The 20798-nt window shown below is 58.2% G+C and carries 18 protein-coding genes; 12 read left to right on the top strand and 6 right to left on the bottom strand.

Annotated elements, in window-relative coordinates:
- Positions 1-28 precede the first annotated feature (28 nt).
- Positions 29-1030: an ArsR/SmtB family transcription factor gene (locus DIT72_RS01460; protein WP_135953426.1), complete on the bottom strand. Its 1002-nt coding sequence runs from the start codon at positions 1028-1030 to the stop codon at positions 29-31.
- 235 nt (positions 1031-1265) lie between these two features.
- Between DIT72_RS01460 and tkt the strand changes: the two genes are divergently transcribed.
- The 4 genes from tkt (at position 1266) to fba (ending at position 6848) form a co-directional block, all read left to right on the top strand.
- Complete coding sequence (tkt, locus tag DIT72_RS01455) at positions 1266-3266, top strand: transketolase (protein ID WP_135953425.1); 2001 nt, start codon at positions 1266-1268, stop codon at positions 3264-3266.
- Positions 3266-4300: a type I glyceraldehyde-3-phosphate dehydrogenase gene (gene gap, locus DIT72_RS01450; RefSeq protein WP_135953424.1), complete on the top strand. Its 1035-nt coding sequence runs from the start codon at positions 3266-3268 to the stop codon at positions 4298-4300. Before tkt ends, gap begins: the two co-directional genes overlap by 1 nt.
- Positions 4301-4439: 139 nt before the next feature.
- Entirely contained in the window at positions 4440-5600 is a 1161-nt protein-coding gene (locus DIT72_RS01445; protein ID WP_135953423.1) for a phosphoglycerate kinase, read from the top strand.
- A gap of 183 nt (positions 5601-5783) precedes the next feature.
- On the top strand, positions 5784-6848 hold the full coding sequence (fba, locus tag DIT72_RS01440) for a class II fructose-bisphosphate aldolase (RefSeq protein ID WP_135953422.1): 1065 nt from the start codon (positions 5784-5786) through the stop codon (positions 6846-6848).
- A 178-nt stretch (positions 6849-7026) separates the two neighbouring features.
- Here fba and DIT72_RS01435 read toward each other — a convergent pair whose 3' ends face one another.
- Complete coding sequence (locus tag DIT72_RS01435; RefSeq protein ID WP_135953421.1) at positions 7027-9258, bottom strand: hypothetical protein; 2232 nt, start codon at positions 9256-9258, stop codon at positions 7027-7029.
- On the bottom strand, positions 9255-10007 hold the full coding sequence (locus DIT72_RS01430) for a TVP38/TMEM64 family protein (RefSeq protein ID WP_135953420.1): 753 nt from the start codon (positions 10005-10007) through the stop codon (positions 9255-9257). Before DIT72_RS01430 ends, DIT72_RS01435 begins: the two co-directional genes overlap by 4 nt.
- Before the next feature lie 245 nt (positions 10008-10252).
- Between DIT72_RS01430 and DIT72_RS01425 the strand changes: the two genes are divergently transcribed.
- Positions 10253-11230 (top strand): DnaJ C-terminal domain-containing protein, encoded by a 978-nt coding sequence (locus tag DIT72_RS01425; protein WP_135953419.1) that lies wholly within the window; start codon positions 10253-10255, stop codon positions 11228-11230.
- 12 nt (positions 11231-11242) lie between these two features.
- Positions 11243-11587, top strand: coding sequence for a chaperone modulator CbpM (locus DIT72_RS01420; RefSeq protein ID WP_135953418.1), 345 nt, complete (start codon positions 11243-11245; stop codon positions 11585-11587).
- Positions 11588-11720: 133 nt separating this feature from the next.
- Here the strand turns inward: DIT72_RS01420 and DIT72_RS01415 are convergent, their stop codons facing one another.
- Positions 11721-11891: a DUF6435 family protein gene (locus DIT72_RS01415; protein WP_135953417.1), complete on the bottom strand. Its 171-nt coding sequence runs from the start codon at positions 11889-11891 to the stop codon at positions 11721-11723.
- Positions 11892-12048: 157 nt separating this feature from the next.
- Here DIT72_RS01415 and DIT72_RS01410 point away from each other — a divergent pair, with 157 nt between their 5' ends.
- The 3 genes from DIT72_RS01410 (at position 12049) to DIT72_RS01400 (ending at position 16030) form a co-directional block, all read left to right on the top strand.
- A complete protein-coding gene (locus DIT72_RS01410; protein WP_135953416.1) occupies positions 12049-13491 on the top strand; it encodes a DUF5666 domain-containing protein in 1443 nt (480 codons plus the stop codon).
- 81 nt (positions 13492-13572) lie between these two features.
- Positions 13573-14430: a DUF6502 family protein gene (locus DIT72_RS01405; RefSeq protein ID WP_135953415.1), complete on the top strand. Its 858-nt coding sequence runs from the start codon at positions 13573-13575 to the stop codon at positions 14428-14430.
- 49 nt (positions 14431-14479) lie between these two features.
- Entirely contained in the window at positions 14480-16030 is a 1551-nt protein-coding gene (locus tag DIT72_RS01400; protein ID WP_135953414.1) for a DUF5666 domain-containing protein, read from the top strand.
- Between the two features lie 56 nt (positions 16031-16086).
- Here the strand turns inward: DIT72_RS01400 and DIT72_RS01395 are convergent, their stop codons facing one another.
- A complete protein-coding gene (locus tag DIT72_RS01395) occupies positions 16087-17052 on the bottom strand; it encodes an NAD(P)H-dependent flavin oxidoreductase (protein WP_135953413.1) in 966 nt (321 codons plus the stop codon).
- Between the two features lie 108 nt (positions 17053-17160).
- On the opposite strand from DIT72_RS01395, the gene DIT72_RS01390 reads away from it, so the two are divergent.
- The 3 genes from DIT72_RS01390 to DIT72_RS01380 all read left to right on the top strand — a co-directional run bounded on the left by DIT72_RS01390 (position 17161) and on the right by DIT72_RS01380 (position 19771).
- Entirely contained in the window at positions 17161-17883 is a 723-nt protein-coding gene (locus DIT72_RS01390; RefSeq protein WP_135953412.1) for a DsbA family protein, read from the top strand.
- A 123-nt stretch (positions 17884-18006) separates the two neighbouring features.
- Positions 18007-19017 carry an oxygen-dependent tRNA uridine(34) hydroxylase TrhO gene (trhO, locus tag DIT72_RS01385; protein WP_135953411.1) on the top strand — a complete coding sequence of 337 codons (1011 nt, stop codon included), beginning with the start codon at positions 18007-18009 and terminating at the stop codon, positions 19015-19017.
- Positions 19018-19039: 22 nt separating this feature from the next.
- Complete coding sequence (locus tag DIT72_RS01380) at positions 19040-19771, top strand: DUF481 domain-containing protein (protein ID WP_135953410.1); 732 nt, start codon at positions 19040-19042, stop codon at positions 19769-19771.
- 7 nt (positions 19772-19778) lie between these two features.
- Here the strand turns inward: DIT72_RS01380 and DIT72_RS01375 are convergent, their stop codons facing one another.
- Positions 19779-20726 (bottom strand): YbgA family protein, encoded by a 948-nt coding sequence (locus DIT72_RS01375; RefSeq protein ID WP_135953409.1) that lies wholly within the window; start codon positions 20724-20726, stop codon positions 19779-19781.
- Positions 20727-20798 lie beyond the last annotated feature (72 nt).

Raw genomic sequence — 20798 nt, 5'->3', positions numbered from 1 at the left:
AAGATTGATACAGGTTTGGTTTCTGAGCTCAGGCAGCCTCCGGATTTTTCCAGAATTCTCTCACCTGCACCTGAAATCCGTTGCGCAGGCCTATAAACAGAGACTCGCCGGGGACCAGGCCGGCATCGACAGCCCAGCTGGTGAGCTCTTCCGGTTCAAAGCCCAGCCAGAGGTCACCACAGTTATCCTTGACCCAGTCCTGGTCGTGGCTGCACAGGTCGCTGACCACCAGGCAGCCGCCGGTTTTCATCAGTGCCGAAGCGTCCAGAAAAATGTCCGCGGGGCTGGGAACATGGTGCAGCACCATGTTGGCTACCACCAGGTCGAAATCGTCGCCCCGGGCCAGCAGGTTGTCAGTCACCCCTTCAATCAGCTCAACGTTGTTCAGGTGCTCGTCAATGCAGGTGCGGCTGGCCTTGGCCAGCATGTCGCGGGAGTTGTCCAGTGCCACGACGTGCTCGCAGAGTTTCGACAGCACCGGCAGGAATGCGCCTTCGCCGGGGCCGATTTCCAGTGCGGTGTTCCAGTCGTGCCGGGTGGAGCGGTTGCGGATCAGGTCTGCCACCGGTGCTGCGTACAGGTCGAATGCAGCAATCAGTTCCTGCTGTTCGCGGAATTTTTCTGCGTAACGGGCGAAGAAGGCCTGGGACTGGTCAGCACGCTGGTTACGGATGGCCTCTATTTTTACCTGGAGAGGCCCGGGCAGAGGGATACGGTCCACGGTTTCAAACACCTGGCGAATGGTCTGGTCCGTGAGTCTGGCGTTTTCCAGGTTCAGGGGGCGCCGGTAGAAAATGGCATTGCCCTCGCGCTGGGGTTCCAGCAACCCTGCCTTGTGCATCACTTTCAGGTGGTGGCTCATGCCGGACTGGCGCATATCGAACAGCTGGCTCAGCTCCAGTACGCCGAAGGTATCCCGGCGCAACACTCGCAGAATTTCCAGGCGCAACGGATCGCCGCTCGCTTTGAAGATCGGAGCCAGAGCGTCGACTGAAGACTGTTCATCTGCGTGTGTCGTTGGAGGAGTCATGGGAAAGAAGTTTAAGGGTCTCTGGCTGGTCAATCAATATCTATATCAAAATAAATTGATATAGAGATGGATCTGTTTGAAATATCAGCCAAAGTTCGAGTGCACAAAATCCATCGTTGGATCGCGGCAGGAAAAGAGTGACGCCGATTTGCCCCGGTGGTCACTAATCGGCGAAAATACGCGCCTTCTTTTTATCAGTTCACCTTTTTGCCGACCAAAACTGGAGAAAACGTCAATGCCATCTCGCACAGATCTCGCCAACGCCATTCGCGCGCTGAGCATGGATGCGGTTCAGAAAGCCAAATCCGGCCACCCGGGCGCGCCCATGGGTATGGCGGACATCGCCGAGGTACTCTGGAATGATTTCCTCAGCCACAACCCGGCCAACCCCCAGTGGGCCAACCGGGACCGTTTTGTGCTGTCCAACGGCCATGGCTCCATGCTGCAGTACTCCCTGCTGCACCTGAGTGGCTATGACGTCTCCATCGACGACATCAAGAACTTCCGTCAACTGCATTCCAAAACGCCGGGGCATCCGGAATACGGTTATACACCAGGGGTTGAGACAACGACCGGCCCGCTGGGGCAGGGCGTTGCCAATGCGGTCGGTTTCGCGCTGGCGGAGAAAACCCTGGCGGAGCAGTTCAACCGCCCCGGCCACAACATCGTGGATCACCACACCTATGCATTTCTTGGCGATGGCTGCCTGATGGAAGGCATCTCCCACGAAGTGGCTTCGCTGGCCGGCACACTGGGGCTTGGCAAGCTGGTCATGTTCTATGATGACAATGGCATTTCCATCGACGGCGATGTGGAAGGCTGGTTCACCGACGATACACCGAAGCGTTTCGAAGCCTACGGCTGGCAGGTTGTTCCCGCGGTCGACGGGCATGATCCCGAAGCGATCCGCAGTGCCATCGAATCAGCCCGGGCGAATACCTCCCAGCCCACGCTGATCTGCTGCAAGACCATTATCGGTTTCGGTTCCCCCAACAAGCAGGGTACCGAAGCCTGCCACGGCGCTGCACTGGGTGAGGATGAAGTCGCCCTGACCCGGGAAAAACTGGGCTGGAACCACGGCGCGTTCGAGATCCCGTCGGAAATCTACAGCGGCTGGGATGCCCGCGACAGGGGCGCAGCCGCGCAATCCGAGTGGGAACAGGCTTTTGCCGCCTACGAGAAGGCCGAGCCGGAACTGGCTGCAGAGTTCAGGCGCCGCATGGCTGGCGAGCTGCCGCAAGACTTCTCCGAAAAGGCCGAGGCCTATATCCAGGAGTGCCAGAGCAGGGGCGAAACCATCGCCAGCCGCAAGGCCTCCCAGAACACCCTGAACGCCTATGGCCCGCTGCTGCCGGAACTGCTGGGCGGCTCTGCCGACCTGGCCGGTTCCAACCTCACTATCTGGAATGGCAGCAAGCCGCTGACCAGGGAGGATGCCGGCGGTAACTACGTTTACTACGGCGTTCGTGAATTCGGCATGGCCGCTATCATGAACGGCGTGGCCCTGCACGGTGGCTTTGTGCCCTACGGCGCCACCTTCCTGATCTTCATGGAATACTGCCGTAACGCCGTGCGCATGGCGGCTCTGATGAAGCAGCGCACGATCTATGTGTTCACCCATGATTCCATCGGCCTGGGCGAAGACGGCCCTACCCATCAGCCGGTGGAGCAGATGGCCAGCCTGCGCACTACACCGAACATGAGCACCTGGCGCCCGGCCGACACGGTGGAATCCGCGGTTGCCTGGAAAGCGGCGCTGGAGCGCACTGATGGCCCGACCGCCCTGGTCTTTTCCCGTCAGGCTTTGCCACACCAGGAGCGTGATGCAACGCAACTGCAGAACGTGGCCAAAGGTGGCTACATTCTGTCTGACAGCGAAGGCACACCGGATCTGATCCTGATTGCCACCGGCGGCGAGCTGGGGCTGGCCCAGGATGCAGCCGCGGCACTGCGTGATAAAGGCTCCAGGGTTCGCGTGGTGTCCATGCCGTCGACGGATACCTTCGATGCCCAGAGCGCTGCCTACAGGCAGGAAGTGCTGCCGCTGGAAGTGACCAATCGCGTTGCCATCGAAGCCGGCATCGAAGACTACTGGTACAAGTACGTTGGCCTGGATGGACGCGTGGTGGGCATGAGCACCTTCGGTGAGTCCGCACCCGCGGGTGAGCTGTTCAAAGAGTTCGGCTTTACCGTGGATAACGTCATCGCCGTAGCCGGGGAGTTGCTGGAAGCCTGATGAGCACCTCTGCACCGTATCGCATCGCCATCAATGGATACGGCCGTATCGGCCAGTGCGTCCTGCGGGCGCTCTATGAAAATCGGTTTCGCGACTACCTGCAGGTAGTGGCGATTAACGAGTTGGCGGATATCGACACCATTGCCCACCTGACCCGTTACGATTCCACCCATGGGCGGTTCCAGGGCGAAGTAACGGTTGAGGGGGATTCATTGCTGGTAAACGGTGACCGGATCCGCGTGGTGCGCCATGCGGATGCCTCGGAGCTGCCCTGGAGCGACCTGGGGGTGGAGCTGGTGCTTGAATGCTCCGGTGCCTTCACTGACAGGGCCACTGCGGAGCAGCACCTGAAGGCCGGGGCCGAGCGCCTGCTTTTCTCGCAGCCGGCGGAGTCGGACGTCGACCGCACGGTGGTTTACGGGGTGAATCATCAAGAGCTGACTGCTGCCGACCGCATCGTGGCGGCAGCCTCCTGTACCACCAACTGCCTGGTGCCCGTCATCCAGATACTGGACGGCGCCTTCGGTGTCGAGCAAGGCAGCACCACTACCATCCACGCTGCCATGAACGACCAGCCGGTGATCGATGCCTACCACCACCAGGACCTGCGCCGTACCCGCAGCGCCCTGCATAACATTGTTCCCGTGAACACCGGGCTGGCCAGGGGTATCGAGCGCCTGCTTCCCCACATGGAGGGCAGGTTCAGCTCAGTGGCCATGCGCGTGCCCACGATGAATGTGTCGGCGATCGATATGGTGGTCAACGTTCGGGAGAAGACGTCGGTTGCGGCGGTAAATACCCTGTTAAAAAATGCCGCGCACGGGCCGCTGAAACGCATTCTGGGCTACACCGACGAGCTTCTCGCCAGTTCCGATTTCAACCACGACGCCCACTCCGGGATCGTGGACGGAGGACAGACTCGTGTAACCAGTGGCACTATGGTAAAGGTGTTGTGCTGGTTTGATAATGAGTGGGGATTCGCAAACCGGATGCTGGATGTCAGCCATTGCTGGTTGGAAAAAACCAGTGGTTGATTGTCGGTTTTCGCTGCGCTCTAACCGACCTACCGTAGGTCGGATTAGGTGAAGCCGTAATTCGACACCCATACCCGATCTAGGACGGGGTCAGACCCCAAGCCCATGCCATGTTCACGAAAATTTAGGGAGAAATGTTATGGCTATCAAGAGAATGAGCGATCTGGACCTGGCAGGCAAGCGGGTGCTGATCCGTGAAGATCTCAACGTACCGGTAAAGAATGGCGCAGTATCCAGCGACGCCCGCATCCGCGCCTCACTGGCCACCATCAAGGCTGCCCGGGACGCCGGCGCCAGGGTAATGCTGATGTCCCATCTCGGCCGCCCGGAAGAGGGCGTTTACGACGAGGCATCCTCGATGAAGCCGGTGGCCCGGCATCTCGGGAACCTGCTGGACCAGGAAGTTCGCCTGATCACGGATTACCTGGACGGCGTTGAAGTAGACGAAGGCGAAGTCGTGTTGCTCGAAAACGTGCGCTTCAACAAGGGTGAAAAGAAAGACGACGAAGTGCTCTCCAAAAAGTATGCAGCCCTGTGCGACGTTTACGTCATGGACGCCTTCGGCACTGCTCACCGCGCCCAGGCCTCCACCCATGGTGTTGCGCGCTTCGCCCCCGAGGTGTGTGCCGGGCCGCTGCTGGCGAAGGAACTGGAAGCACTCGGCAAGGCCCTGGATAATCCCGTCAAACCGGTAGTAGCCATCGTTGGCGGCTCCAAGGTCTCGACCAAGCTGGACGTGCTCAACGCCCTGGAAAAGGTCTGTGACTCGATTATCGTTGGCGGAGGCATTGCCAACACCTTCCTGGCGGCCGCGGGCCACCCCGTAGGCAAGTCCCTGTGCGAGCATGACCTGATCGACAGCGCCCGGGACATCGCCTCCCGCGTTGAAATCCCGCTGCCGGTGGATGTTGTGGTTGCCAGCGAGCTGTCGGAAACGGCGGAAGCCACGGTCAAGAAAATCGACGACGTAACCGACGACGACATGATCCTCGATGTCGGCCCCGAAACCGCCTCAAAATTTGAAGACCTGCTGAAGTCCTCCAGGACTATTCTGTGGAATGGCCCGGTGGGCGTATTCGAGTATGACCAGTTCGGCAAAGGCACCGAGTCCCTGGCGAAAGCCATTGCCGCAAGCGATGCTTTCTCACTGGCCGGTGGTGGTGATACTGTCGCCGCCATCGACAAGTATGGTGTGAACGACAAAATCTCGTACATTTCCACCGGCGGCGGTGCATTCCTGGAGTTCATGGAAGGAAAGACGCTGCCGGCAGTTGCCGTACTCGAAGAGCGCGGCGCATAGCACATTGTAAAATCGCGAGGAGGGCCGAGAAGCTCTTCCGGGACCGTAAAAAACAGGGATGTTTTTACGAGCCTACATGGACGTATTTACGGCGTGTCCCGGAAGAGCTTCTCGGCCATCCGAAGCAGGCTCCAAACCCGGAAGTCTGTCAAAGATATTTAATAAACCAAGGAGACAAACCCAATGGCCCTGATTTCGATGCGGCAACTGCTGGACCACGCCGCCGAGCATGGTTACGGAGTGCCGGCTTACAACGTGAACAATCTGGAGCAGATGCGTGCCATCATGGAAGCGGCTGACAAGACCGACTCCCCGGTGATCGTTCAGGCTTCTGCCGGAGCCCGCAAATACGCGGGTGCGCCTTTCCTGCGCCATCTGATTCTGGCAGCCATTGAGGAGTTTCCCCATATTCCGGTGGTGATGCACCAGGACCATGGCACCAGCCCGGCTGTGTGCCAGCGTTCCATCCAGCTGGGCTTCAGCTCGGTGATGATGGATGGTTCCCTGGGTGAAGATGGTAAAACTCCCACCGACTTCGACTACAACGTCAACGTCACCCGCCGCACCGTGGAAATGGCCCATGCCTGTGGCGTGTCGGTGGAAGGCGAGCTGGGCTGTCTGGGTTCTCTGGAAACGGGCCAGGCCGGTGAAGAAGATGGTATCGGCGCTGAGGGCACCCTGGATCACAGCCAGATGCTGACCGACCCGGAAGAAGCGGCGGACTTTGTCCAGAGAACACACGTGGATGCCCTGGCCATTGCCATTGGTACCAGCCACGGGGCCTACAAGTTTACCCGTCCACCGACCGGTGACATCCTGGCCATCGACCAGATCAAGGCCATCCACGCCCGCATTCCGGACACTCACCTGGTTATGCACGGCTCCAGCTCCGTACCCCAGGAGTGGCTGAAGATCATCAATGAATACGGTGGCGAGATTCCGGAAACCTATGGCGTGCCGGTCGAGGAAATCGTGGAAGGCATCAGGCACGGTGTTCGCAAGGTCAACATCGACACCGATCTGCGCCTGGCCAGTACTGGCGCGGTCCGTCGCTTCCTGGCCCAGAATCCGGCCGAGTTCGACCCGCGCAAATTCCTCAAGGAAACCATGAAGGCGATGACGGAAGTCTGCGTGGCGCGCTACGAGGCTTTCGGCACTGCCGGCAACGCCAGCAAGATCAAGCCGGTTAACCTTGAACGCATGTTTGAGCGTTATGCTTCCGGGGAGCTGGATCCCAAGGTTAAGTAAGCTTCGGAGTTTGCCTCTGTAGCCTGTTGGTTATGGGGGCTTCGCAGTGGCGGGGCTGCCTTCCGGGACACGCTGTGAATACGGCCCTGTACGCTCGACAAAAACATCCATGTTTTTGACGTTCCCGGAAGGCAGCCCCGCCACTGCTTGTCTCAGCTTCTCGATAACGCCTGTGTTTTTACAGTTTGGTGGAGTTTGTTCCCGGGTTCGCCACTACCGGCTCATACCCTGGCAGCTTCACATCAATGGGTGGCTCTTCTGTGTGCCAGTCGGCGGTCCACGCCACTGTTGGAGAACCTTCCGAGTCGGGCGTTACACTCACGAAGACAGTGCCAAAGGCGGTTGGTGCCGGCCCGAAGCTGATGGTCTCGCCCTGTTCCAGCCAGCGTTCCGGTATGCCACCGCAGAGCACCAGGCGTTCGCCCTCCTCCCGCACAAAGCAGTTGCGGACCATCAGCACCCATTCGGCCGATGCCCAGACGTGGTGTCCGTCTCCCATGCAACCGCCTCCGGTGCCGGGATGGATTGCTTCGGGCCACTGGCCGGTAGGGGAGGCCAGCTCGGCCACGGAGTCCATCAGCTGCAGGTAGCGGGGGTCACCGGCCCGCAGAAGTATCTGGGCCACGTGCAGGGTCAGGTAGGCGTTCAACCCGGAGTGGATCATGTCCTGGTAAAAGGCTCCGTCGACAAAACACCGCTCCAGCAGAAATTCAACGCAGTCCAGCAGGCGCGGGTCATCGGGAGCGCAGAGCTGGGTCGGGTAGCCCACGGCCAGGGAACCGATGGCGCCTGCATCCAGGCGACGGTAGGGGGAGGCTGGCATGCCTGGCCGTTTCAGGCGCTGCTGGCAGCCCTCAAGGCTGCGATCGACGGCTTTCGCGAAATCGACGGCATCGTTCCGGAAAGTCCGGCTATCGTCAGGGCTGTCGACCGCCAGCATGTCCGCGGCAGAGTGAAGCCCAGAGATTCCCCAGAAGTCATCCCAGTAATAGTAGTCATTGGGACCCAGATGTTCAGCGCTGAAACCTGCCGGCAGCAGGCCGGCGTGGGGTGCTTCCGTTTCCTTGCGCAGGCGTTTGTTAGTGATCCACCTGGCGCCACGGCGTATGGGCTCATGCCAGTGTTTTTCCGGGCGGCGGCCGGTCAGGTCGAAAAAGCGCTTGAGTATCCACAGCACTTCACCATTGGCGTCCCACTCACCCTCCTGTGAGCGGAAATAACCGCCTTTGGTCTGGCGCTGGGGAAAGCGCGACAGCGCCCTTCCAGCCCGGGCTGTCAGCCCGATGCTCAGCAATGCGTTGATGATGAAGGCGGCGTCGCGGAACCAGAAACGCTTGTAGGTGAACGGGCCGGGATAGACATCATCCGGCGAATGAAGAATCAGGGATGCCACCGCCGCATCATAGAGAAACTGGTACCGGGGTTCCGGGCACACCAGCCGGGCATGGCCCTCCTGCTCCGTCTGCCAGGCATCGGCCTCCGGCAGATCTGCTGGGTTCTGGCTGAGTGGAATGCTGGCGGTGATCTCGCGGGTCTTGCCGGCCTCGACAGAAAACAGCGCTGCCGCCGTTACCATGCCTACGTCACAGACACCCTCTTTCTGATCCTCGCGATCAGTCAGGTGAATGTGCACATCGCCATTCCGGTAATCCGAAATATGATGCCGCTCGGCAGGGGCACTGAAGGTCACTGAACGGTTGCCGTCTACAGTCCAGCCATCCCGTTTGTCGGAGAGGCTGACGCTGTTAATGAAGCTGACCCCCTCCGGATTGGCGGGCCGCAGGGCAAGCACCAATGAGCCTGCCACTTCCGACTTTGCGCGCACCCGGAATTTGCAGACCGGAATGCCATCTTCGAGCTCCACCCAGGAGCGGCTGCTCAGCTCCAGGCCCTCCATGGATGACTCCGTATCCACGCTGATCACATCCCCGAGTTCCTGCCACTGGCGGGAATCTTTCATCCGCGAGGGCAGCAGGCAGCGGCCGTCTTCCGCCAGCAGCCATCCGTCCAGTGACCAACTGTCAAAAAACGGTGTCAGCAGACCCCTCGGGTCCACGATCGGCAGTTCGTCGCAGTCAGGGTGCCCCACAGCGGTCCAGTTCCGGTTGCTTAGGTTGATGTGGGTAATGGAAAAGGCCCGGGGGATGAACGAAGGATCCTTTGGGTCAAACTGCCGCTCGATCCAGTAGGGCCAGACCCAGTCCAGGTTGTGCTGGATGACCCGGCTGTTGATCAGGCCCCGGGCATGGAAAACCACACCGGCGCGCAGCAGCTCGATGGGCTCGCCAACCTCCGAGGGCTGAGCGAAACCATGGACTTTGGAGAGCAGGGCAATAGGATCAAGAAAGCCGTGTTTACGGGCGACGCTTTTTATCACAAAGCGCCAGGGTAGCCATTTCATCCAGGTCACTGTTTGATCTCCAGGGTATGTTCTTCGTCTGTGTATTTGGCCAGGGCACGGCGCGAGAGAATGTTCAGGTAAATGACAGCGGCCAGGGTACCCGCAAACCCGGCGCCGTATATGGCCCACTCCAGAGGGGAGCGGCCGGTCTCGCGCACACCCAGAACGGTCAGGTCGGCTGCGATAGACCCCAGATAAACGTTGTGGAGAGAGAAAGGTATGAAACCAATGACGGAGCCCCCGACAAAACCACGAAACGAAAACCGGGTCAGGCCGAAGAAATAGTTTGAAAGCTTGCCCGGAAAAAACGGAATCAGCCGGGTCAGCAGGACGATTTTCCAGCCATGGGGCGTCAGCTCTTCGCTCATCAGCCGCAGGCGCGCTCTCGCCATTACAAATTCTTTGGCCCGGTCGCCAAAAAGATAGCGCGCTATCAGGAACGCCAGGGAAGCCCCCAGCACTGTTCCCGTGACCACATAGATGGTGCCTTCCACCACCCCGAATACGAAGCCCGCGCCGGTGGTAAACAGAAAGCCGGGCAGCAGGGCCGCCACGGTCACAGTCATCAGCAGAATAAACAACAGGGCAGCCCAGGCTCCCTGAGCTTCAAACCACTGAAGCAGGGCCACGACCTGTTCATGGATGCCCAGGGAATAAAGAACCGCAAGAATAACGCCGACAAAAGCGATGCTGGCCAGCATCCCGAGAATGGGAGAACTTTTCCAGCCGGCTTTCCGTTCCAGCTCTGCTTCTTGCATGGTGGAAGGTGTCCTCCCGCAACGAAAACGAAAATGAGTGGCATGCCATGCCTGAAATGTTGCTGTTATCCTGTCAAGCCTAGGATAGGCCAGGGGGTGAAAACAAGGGTACAGACACAGCCAGACAGCTGATACGCGTCAATTCTGATACGCTTCCACCTTGTAATTTCCACTTCCTCATCAAATATAGTGGTAGTAACCGGGCAAATGACGCCCAGCATTTTTAAACAGGTGTGAGGACAAGAATGGACTTCAAAGACTATTACGCCGCACTCGGTGTGAGCGAGTCTGCCTCCCCCGAGGAGATCAAAAAGGCTTACCGCAAGCTGGCCCGGAAATACCATCCGGATGTCAGTAAGGAGGAGAACGCCGATGAGAAATTCAAAGACATCGGCGAGGCCTATGAAGTACTGAAAGACCCTGAAAAACGCGCCGAATACGATGAATTACGCAAGTATGGCGCCCGGGCAGACGGATCGTTTGAGCGTCCTCCCGGTTGGGAGAGCGCATCCGGATTTGGCGGCGGTGGTTATACCGAAGCCGATGCCGCCCAGTTCAGCGACTTCTTTGAGGAAATCTTCGGTGGTGGCCGGCGCCGGGGAGGCGGTCCGGGATTCGGAGGCGGTTTCGGTGGCCAGCGTCACTCCATGCGCATGCGGGGTGAAGACGTTCACGCCCGGCTGGCACTGTTCCTGGAAGAAGCATTCAAGGGTTGCGATAAACAGGTTTCGTTCAACGTTCACGAGCCTGATGCCAATGGCCGGATAGTGCCGCGCCAGAAAACCCTGAACGTGAAAATACCCGCCGGCATGAGGGAAGGGCAGCATATCCGCCTGAAAGGCCAGGGTGCGCCCGGCGTTGGTGGCGCGGAGAATGGCGATCTTTTCATCGAAGTGGAATACGCACCGCACCCACTGTTTACGGTGGAAGGCCGGGATATAGTAGTGACCATTCCCATTGCACCCTGGGAAGCCGCTCTCGGTGCGTCCGTTACCGTTCCAACCGTGGGCTCGAAGGTGAATGTGAAAGTGCCCAAGGGCTCCTCCAGCGGCCGCAAACTGCGGCTCAAGGGCAAGGGCCTGCCTGGCAAGCATCCGGGAGACCAGCTGGTGGTACTTCAGATCGTGATGCCCGAGCAGCACAGTGAAGAGGCCGAGGAGCTGTACAAACAGCTGGCAGAGGCTGAAAAAGGGTTCAATCCACGCAGCAAACTGCACGTGTAAGCGGGGTGAAGGATGACTGACAAAGACCGGATTCTGAGCGTCGAACTGGTGGAACCCACCGCTACATTCACCTTGCGTGAGATTTGCGAGCGTGGAGACTGCCATGCCGAGTTCGTTATCAAGCTGGTGAGCTACGGTGTGATCGCACCGGTGGAGGAGTCGCCGGAGACGCGGCAATGGGAGTTTGATCTCCAGGCCCTGGCCCGTTTGCGCAAGGCCCAGCGTCTTCAGCGCGACTTAAAACTGAACCTGCCGGGCCTGGCCATGTCGCTGGAGCTTCTTGATGAAGTCCAGCAGATGCGGCGTGAAGTCGATCGTCTGAATCGGCAACTTCGCCATCTGATGGGAGACTTCTAGTACCGGTCCGGCTGGTACCCCCTGTTCAAAAAACGCCCGTAAATACCTCCATGTAGGGCTCGTCGCGCCATGCCTGGCGCTCCACGGTTTTGAACAGGGGATACCAGCCGGACCTCCCGCCAAACTCGGAGCCTTACTCCTTATCCATCTTCTGCAGTTCCGCATAAATCTTTTCCGCTTCTTCCATCAACGTACCGTGGGTGCGCAAGTCGCCGTTGCGCTGGGCATTCAGCGCCTTCTGTAGCTTGGCTTCATACGCTTTCTGCAGTTTTTTCTTCGGATCGCCCTTCAGAAAACCCAACATTTTCTTCACCTGTTTTCATTTGTGTGTTCAGTAGCTTACGCCTGTCAGGCAGGAAAGTTCACAAAATATCATGTTCAGGAACTGGACAGGCTCAAAAATTGGGAATAAATTCCCAAATAAAGCTTGGAAATATAATCCCGGTAAAAGGAGAAGACCGATGAAACGCAATGCTTTGGCAACCGCCGTCAAACTCGCCCTGGCCGGCGCTATCGCGGGCTCCCTGGCCGCCTGTGGCGGTGGTGGTTCCGGAACCGGCTCGTCTACTGAGAATGCGCCATACTCTGGTACCAGTGTCGGGCCGGTGTCCGGCTTTGGCAGTGTGTTTGTAAACGGGACCAGGTTCGATACCAACGGCAGCGTTAACAGTGACGATGGCATTGAGCGGGAGACCCAGCTCGAGAAAGGCATGATTCTCAAGGTCCGTGGTCGCTGGGGTGACGATGGCCGGGGCGAGGCAGATCGCCTGGATTATGACGACAGTGTTCGCGGACCCCTGGAGTCTGCTGTCTGGAATGAGGCAGAAGGCGTGGGCTCTGTTCAGGTTGCAGGCCAGTATATCCATGTAGACGATCAGACGGTGTTCAAGGGCGCTACGCCTGTGGCACTGGCTGACGCCTCGGCTAACAGCTACCGGGTGCGTGTCAGTGCCTGGCGCCTGGATGATGGCAGCTTCCGCGCCAGTTATGTGGGCGCGAAGCTTATCGATGATGACTTTGATGACGTCAGTGAGGTCGAAATCGAAGGCGAAATCAGCGGTCTCGATGCCGAGTTACAGACCTTTCGGATAAATGGCATCGATGTGGATTATCAGAATGCCGGGTTCGATGGTGATCTGGACCGGGATGATCTCTTTGACGGCCTGATCATTGAGGTCGAGGGGATCATCGAAAACGGTGTTCTGATTGCCGAAGAGATTGAAGGGGAAGACGATCTTTTCGACGACGAAGACGATGTCGAAATTGCCGGCGCGATTGCCGGCGACTACGACGCCGACAGTCAGTTCAGCCTGAACGGCATCACTGTTCAGGTAAATGGCGATACCGAATTCGACGATGGTCTGAGCGAAAGCGATCTGGGCGATGGCCTACTGGTAAAAGTCGAGGGCCGCTTCCGTAACGGTATCCTTGTTGCCGAAGAAATTGAACCTCGCGAAGGTGATGCAGAGCTGGAAGGTGTGATCGAATCGAAAAATGGCGACGAACTGGTTGTCAGTGGCGTCCGTGTGGTGCTGACCGGAAACACGCTGATCGAAGATGACGATGACGATGATGAAAACGACGACCGCATCACCATGCGTACTCAGGATGTTGAAAGCCTCGATGTGGGTGATTATGTCGAAATTGAAGGTCGCCAGCGCACATCCGATGATGGCTTCCTCGAAGCCATCAAAATAGAGCGTGAAGATGACGATGACGACGACTTTGAAATGGAGGGGCGGGTAACGGCGGTCACTGACAGCTCTGTCACGGTCCTGGGCCTTACATTGCTCATTGGTGACGGGGAGATCTCTGATATCCGCGTGGGTAACCAGGTAGAGGTGGATTACTTCCGTAATAACGGCGGTGATTACGTCATCGGCAAGATTGAGGCAGATGACTGATCAGCTGAACACCGGCGCGGCCCTGGCGTTCCCGGGCCCCCGTTCTGGTTTTGATGTCACCATGGGAATACAATCCCAAAGATGACAGATTCAAAGACAAATTCCCTGCACCGGGCGCTGTATCGCATTCTTCGCCCCCTGGCACGCCTGCTGCTTCGCAACGGTATACCGTTTGCGGAGTTCGCGGAGCTGGTCAGGCGCGCCTATGTGGACGCTGCCCTGGAAGACTTTTCCGACGGGCGTAAAAAGCCAACCGATTCCCGTGCCGCGGTGATGACAGGGCTTACACGCAAGGAGGTCAGAAAACAGCGCGGGATTCTGGCAGGTGAACAGGGGCGCAGCGCTGGCGCCCGCCATGAGAACCGTGCGGCGCGTGTGGTTTCTGGCTGGGTTCATGATTCCGCATTCCAGACCGGTGATGGCGAACCTGCCGATCTGCCTTTTGACGGCCCGCTCAGTTTCACCGAACTGGTCAAACGCTACAGTGGCGATATGACGCCGCGGGCGGTGCTGGAAGAGCTGGCGCGGGTGGGCGTTGTAGCAACAGATGCATCCGGAAAGCTGGTTTTGCGTCAACGGGCCTATGTGCCGGCGGGCGACAGTGAAGAAATGCTGCAGATCTTCGGTGAGGATGTGTCCGATCTTGTAGCGACCATTGATCACAATCTGGTGAGCAGCGAAGAGTTCAGTCAGCCACTTTTCCAGAGAACACTGGTCTACAACAACATACCCCCGGAAGTCATGGCACGCTGGCGCCGGTATGCGGCGCAACAGTCACAGGCTATGCTGGAACAGATGGACAGGTGGCTGGGGCCCCACGACCGCGATATTGCCGGCCATGGTGAAGCTGAGGCAACCGGGGAGGCGGTAAGGACCGGGGTCGGTATTTTCTACTTCGAAGATCCGGTTCAGCCAGACGCAGACAGAGAACCGGAATGACACATCGTGCAGCCTGTTCACAAGCCGGGCAATGCTGGGAGCACTTCACATGAAACGGATGACCATTCAATCAACTATCGGGTTCGCATTGAGCGCATTGGCTGTGAGCATATTGACCGCATGTGGAGGCGGGGGCAGCGGCGCAAGCATTGATATCACCGATGGTGGCATTCGCGGGACGGGATCCAGCGTGGGGCCGGTTTCCGGATTCGGCAGTGTGTTTGTCAATGGCGTCCGGTTTGATACCGGGGGTCTGAACGGCCAGGTTCAGAGCGATGACGGTATTGCCGCGGAGTCGGAGCTGGAAGAGGGAATGATCCTGCGGATTGATGGTGAATGGCAGGATGATGGCACAGGCACGGCGAATGTCGTTGAGTATGACGATACGCTCAGGGGTGAGGTTGAGAGTGTGGCGCCTGACGGATCTGGCGCTGGCGGGTATGTTGAACTCGTAGTGATGGGCCAGACCGTAATTATCGAAAAACAGACCGTGGTCAATGGCACAACGTTCGCAAATCTGTTGGCTGGCAATGGTACAGGCCTGAATGTCAGGGTCAGTGCATGGCGGCAGGCGGATGGCTCATTCCGCGCAAGTTATGTTGGCGTACTCACCCGGAACACCAAAGCAGATGTGGAACTGGAAGGCGTCATTGAAGAAGGTTCTGTTCAGCAGGGCAGTTTCACCATCGGTGACATTGAGGTGACGTACGACGCCAGTACCGTTGTTTTCGGGGAAGGGCTTGGCGTAAGCGATCTGGTTGCGGGGCGTTTCTTTGAGGTTGAGGGCGATTATTCGACGGGAACACTGCAGGCGCGGGAGATTGAGCGCGATGATTTCCGCCGCTATGGCCGCAATACTGATGCAGACATCGAATTCACCAGCATTATTCAGGATCCTTTCAGCCCGGACGGATCCGGTAGCCAGCAAGGAACCTTCGTGATCAGTGGCCTTATCGTTCGGGTGACCGACGATACCGGGCTTGATGATGATCTTGCGGTCAGCGATCTGCAGCAGGGAATCCTGGTGCAGGTCGAGGGCGAGTTCACCGGTGCGAGAACAATTCTGGCTGAAGAAATCACGCTCAGGGAGGCTAACGCGGAAGTTACAGGCGTTATCACTTCGGTCGTTGATCGCACTGCCGGCACCTTTGAGGTTGGCGGAGTTTGGGTGCAAGTGACGTCGTTTACCATCATCACTGACAACGATAACGATAGCCGTACCAGCCTGGAAAATCTGTTTGCCGGCGATCAGGTCGAGGTAGAGGGTGTCGAACGGGAAGACAGCAGTGGGCGTATTTTTCTTGAAGCCCTCAAGATAGAGCGTGAAGAGTCTGAAGATGATGGCGAGGAACAGCGCGAGTTTGAGCTGGAAGGAAAGTTACGTGGTATAGATGATCTATCTATCACTGTTCTGGGCGTGAGGATGACCGCAGATGCCAGTGCCTTTGACGATGATGCTCCCAGGTGGGAAATCGAGCAGTTGGTAAATCCGGTAACCGGCGAATTTCCGGTAGTTGAAGTTGATTATTTGCCGGTTGTGGTAGGGCAATACCCTTACGAGGCTACTGACATTGAACTCGAAGAAAATGAAGACGATTGATCAGCAATAGCCGCAACGTGGGTGCCTTTTCGGGCACCCCGGTAACGGCGGCAGTCCTACCCACAAACCCGCGAGCGGGCTTCACGGTATTCGATGCCCAGTCGCCCGACAAGCTCACTGACCGCCACAACATCGGTAATCTGGCTCACACCCTGGCCGGCAGACCATACGGTTTTCCAGGCTTTTGCTTCGTCGTCCACCGGTTTCAGTTTCTCGCCGTAATCAAGCTTGCCGGCCTCGTTCAGTTTGTCCATGGGGTAACCTGCCGCCTCCAGGCTCTGGCGCATGAAGTTGGCGGGGATGCCGGAAACCGCGGGGGTGTGGATAATGTCGCCGGATACCGCCTCAATGACCATGTTCTGATAACCCGCTTCCGCCTGTGATTCGGCGGTATTGATAAAACGGGTACCCATATAGACCAGGTCCGCGCCCATGGCCCGGGCTGCCAGTATGTCCTCGCCTTTGGAGAGTCCGCCGGCGAGCAGAATAATGCCGTCAAACACTTCCCGAATCTCGTGCACCAGCACGAACGGATTGATAGTGCCGGCATGGCCGCCTGCGCCGGCGGAAACCGCGATGATGCCATCCACCCCCGCTTCGGCCGCTTTGCGGGCATGTTTCTGGTTGGTGACGTCGTGGAACACCAGGCCACCGTAACCATGCACCGCTTCCGTCACGCGGGTTGCAGCACCGAGGGAAGTGATCACAATGGGTACCTGGTGTTTCACGCACAGTTCCAGGTCGGCCTCCCAGCGCGGGTTGGTGCGGTGAACGATCAGGTTAACGGCATAGGGCGCGGTTTTCCGGTCCGGATGGGTCTGGCGGAAGTCCTCCAGGCCTTCGTTCATCTGAATCACCCATTGCTCGAAATCTTCGCTGGAGCGCTGGTTCAGAGCCGGAAAGCTGCCAATAATGCCCTGCTGGCAGCATGCAAGTGCCATTTCCGGGCCGGAGATGAGAAACATGGGAGCTGCGACCAGCGGCAGGGTCAGCGAGTTCTTCAGCGATTCAGGCAAGGCCATGAGAATTCCTTAATTTCCGTTGGAATTTTTGTACGATATAGGGGATCTTAACGTGCCCGCGACCGCCTGAGAATGATCAGAAACGAATAAACAACAAGGAGCTCCATCATGGGCGAAGCAAAAAGAAGAAAAGAAACCGGTGCCCCGCCGCCCCGCAAGCAGAAAGACCGTAAACCGCTGTATGCCGGCCTTGGTGTTATTATTCTGGTGTTTGTTGCTGTTGGTGTTTTTTTCCTCACCGCAAGTCCGGACCCTACGTCCGACGGACTGCCGGTTGCCGCCTCCAACGCCGACCCCTTCCCGGCACAACTGGATCGTTACGGGGTATCGGTAGGCGAAGACGATGCGCCCGTGGTAGTGAGAGAATTCGCAGACTACCAGTGCCCCGCCTGCGCCCGCTTTTCAGATGCCAGCAAGCAGTTGAAACAGGAGTACGTCGAATCCGGCAAGGTCCGCTTTGTATATTTTGACCTGCCGCTGGATCAACACGACAACGCCGTGCCTGCTGCCCAGGCCGCACGTTGTGCGGGAGATCAGGGCGCCTACTGGGAAATGCATGACGAGTTGTTTGATATGCAAACCGAGTGGAGCGGTTCCGGCAGCCCCGTGGACACCTTCAGCCGTTACGTCAATGACCTGGGGCTGGACGAGCGCAGATTCCGCCGTTGTATGAATACCGGCCTTCATATCGATGATATCGAACAGAGTCGTCGTGCAGCGATGCAGCTTCGTGTCACCAGCACACCCACCGTCCTGGTGGACAACGTCCGCCTGACACGCCCGGGCTGGGGACAGCTGTCTGCCGTTGTCGAGCGCGAGCTGGCTGACTGAAGGCAGGTAATTCCCCGTAATACTCTCCTGCGCCCGGATCCGTTAGAATGGCCGCCTCACGCCTTTGGCGATCATTAACCATGCTCCGGATTTACGGTCCGGCCCGCAGGAGTATCCCGACATATGAGCCAGGATGTTGTTGTCTGCGCCCTCTACAGGTTCGCAGTCCTGAATGATTACAAAACCCTTCGCCAGCCCCTGCTGGACCTGATGCTTGAGAAAGACGTGCACGGCACCCTGCTGCTTGCCCGTGAGGGCATCAATGGCACCATTGCCGGCAGCCGTGAAGGCGTCGATGCCATCAAAAACTGGCTGGATGCCGACCCCCGGTTTGAAGGTATCGACTACAAGGAATCCTTTGTGGATATCCAGCCGTTCAAACGCACCAAGGTGAAGCTCAAGAGAGAGATCGTCACCATGGGCGTGGAGGGTATCGATCCGAAGCGCATCGTGGGCACCTACGTCGAGCCCAAAGAGTGGAATGATCTGATCTCTGACCCGGACGTATTGGTTGTTGACACCCGTAACCAGTACGAAGTGGAAATTGGAACCTTCCGGAATGCCAGAAACCCGGCCACGGATACGTTCCGCGAGTTTCCGGATTACGTGAAGGAGAACCTGGACCCTTCAAAGCACAAGAAGGTAGCCATGTTCTGCACCGGTGGCATTCGCTGCGAAAAATCCACGGCTTTCCTGAAAGAACAGGGCTTTGAAGAGGTGTATCACCTGAAGGGCGGCATTCTCAAGTACCTCCAAGAGGTTCCCGAGTCCCGGAGCCTCTGGCAGGGAGAATGCTTTGTGTTTGATGACCGGGTAACCGTGAACCACAAGCTGGAACGGGGCGAGTTCGACCAGTGCCACGCCTGCCGCCGGCCGATCACCGAGGAAGACAAGCAGCGCCCGGAATACGAGCAGGGCGTGAGTTGTCATCGCTGTGTCGCCTCGCTGACGGAAGCGCAGAAAGCCCGTTTTGCCGAGCGTGAACGCCAGATGCGTCTGGCAGAGCAGCGCGGTGAGGCCCATGTGGGTGGCGAAGCGGCGCGTATCATTGCGGAGCGAAAAGCCCGCAAAAAGGCAGAGCGTGAACAGCAGGCCCGCAAAAGTGCCATCGGCGAGCGTCGTGCGAAATCCTGACCGTCAAAACCAAGGAGACTTCATGCAGTTCAGAGCAACCCTTGCCATTGTCACGCTGGCCATATCGCCGCTGGTGCCTGGTCAAGACTTCGAGAACTGGGAGGGTGAAGGTGAGCTCGGTGTCCTGATAACCTCAGGCAACACCGAGGAAACCAACACCAACAGCCGTCTCGGGCTCATTTACGAAGTGCCTGAGTGGCGTCATACCGGCGAATTCCGCTCCAACTTCTCCGAGTCAGAGGATGAAACCACTGCCGAAAAGTACCGGGCAGAGCTGCAGACCGATTACAAATTTGAGGGGAGCCAGTACCTGTTTCTCCGCGGCGCCTATGAGGACGACCGCTTCTCGGGCTTTGATTTCCAGTCATCCGCGACCACCGGTTATGGTAACCGGGTCTGGCAGCGCGGCGAGGCCTCCTTTCTGGACCTGTCAGCCGGTGTCGGTTACCGGTTCAACAAGCTCGAAGAGCCGGATGAAGACGGTAACCGGGACGACGAGAAAGCCATCGGCCGTCTGGCAGCCCAGTTCGATTACTCGCTGTCGGAAAATGCCCTGTTCCGCCAGAAGCTGAGCACCGAAGTCGGACTCGATGAAAACGACACCATTACAGAGTCTGAAACCTCGTTGCAGGCCACGGTGGTGAGCAACCTTTCAATGAAAGTGGCCTACCTTGTACAGCACCTGTCGGATGAGCCTGCAGGTGCGGAAGCCACCGATACCGAAATCTCGCTGTCGCTGCTTTACGGATTCTGACAGGGCATCAGACCCGGTTCCTGAGCCCCAGCTCGTCGGGGTAGGGGGTCAGGTACTTCTGGCTGTGGAGGTAGTCCACCGGCTCCCTCCGCTGGGCCATCCGCAGCAGGGTCATGGGCACGACCAGCGGCACTTCTCCCCGGTGATAGGCCTGCACCTGCTCCATCAGCACTTTGCGGTCCTCATCCGCCATGGAATCCCGCAGATACCCCATCAGATGCTGCATGGCATTCACATGAGAGCCCCGGCGCACGCGTTGGGTCATCGCTTCCATGAACAAGGTGATGTATCGGTCGGCAATGTCTGCCAGCGGCTCTGACTTCAGATCCCCCAGCATTGGGCCCAGCTGGCGGTAGATTTTTTCGGAGTGGGCCAGAAGCTGGAATTTATGGCGTGTGTGAAACTCGATGAGCGCACGGCCTGTAAGACGGTCGCCGGCTACGTTCTGCATCCAGTCGTCGTAGGCGAACACGCGCTCAATGAAGTTCTCCCTCAGCGTATCGTCGTTCAGGCGGCCTTCCTCTTCCACCGGCATCAGGGGGTAGTGCTGCATCAGGGCCTCGGCAAACAGCCCCCGGCCATCGCGGCGGGTCACGTTGCCGTTTTCGTTATGCACCTTGATGCGCTCCATGCCGCAGCTGGGGGACTTGGCCATCAGGATGTACCCCCGCAGATCTGCCAGTGAGGGCATTACTTCATCGATAAAGCCGTGCATGGCGTCCGTATGGTCTGCCGTGCCCCTGGTTTCGATCAGTCTCAGGCCGTCCCTGTATTCCCGCAGGTGGATGGCAGGCCGGGGCACGCCCAGACCTGCTTCCAGCTCCGGGCATATGGAACGGAAATCAAAGTGGCGGGAAAGTACCTGGGTGCAGAAGCGGGAATGTTTGTGGCCGCCGTCATGGCGGACTTCCTTGCCCAGCAGGCAGGTGCTGATACCAACGGGAATGCCTGTCACAGTCTGTCTCCGGATTGAAAAGGTACACTGTAAGTACGTTTTCACAGTCTAGACCGATCATCTCCGGAGTTA

The sequence above is a fragment of the Marinobacter orientalis genome (genome assembly GCF_004792665.1).
Lineage (GTDB): Bacteria > Pseudomonadota > Gammaproteobacteria > Pseudomonadales > Oleiphilaceae > Marinobacter > Marinobacter orientalis.
The sequence above is the reverse complement of the archived record's forward strand: the minus strand, read 5'-3'. Positions and strand labels throughout refer to the sequence as shown.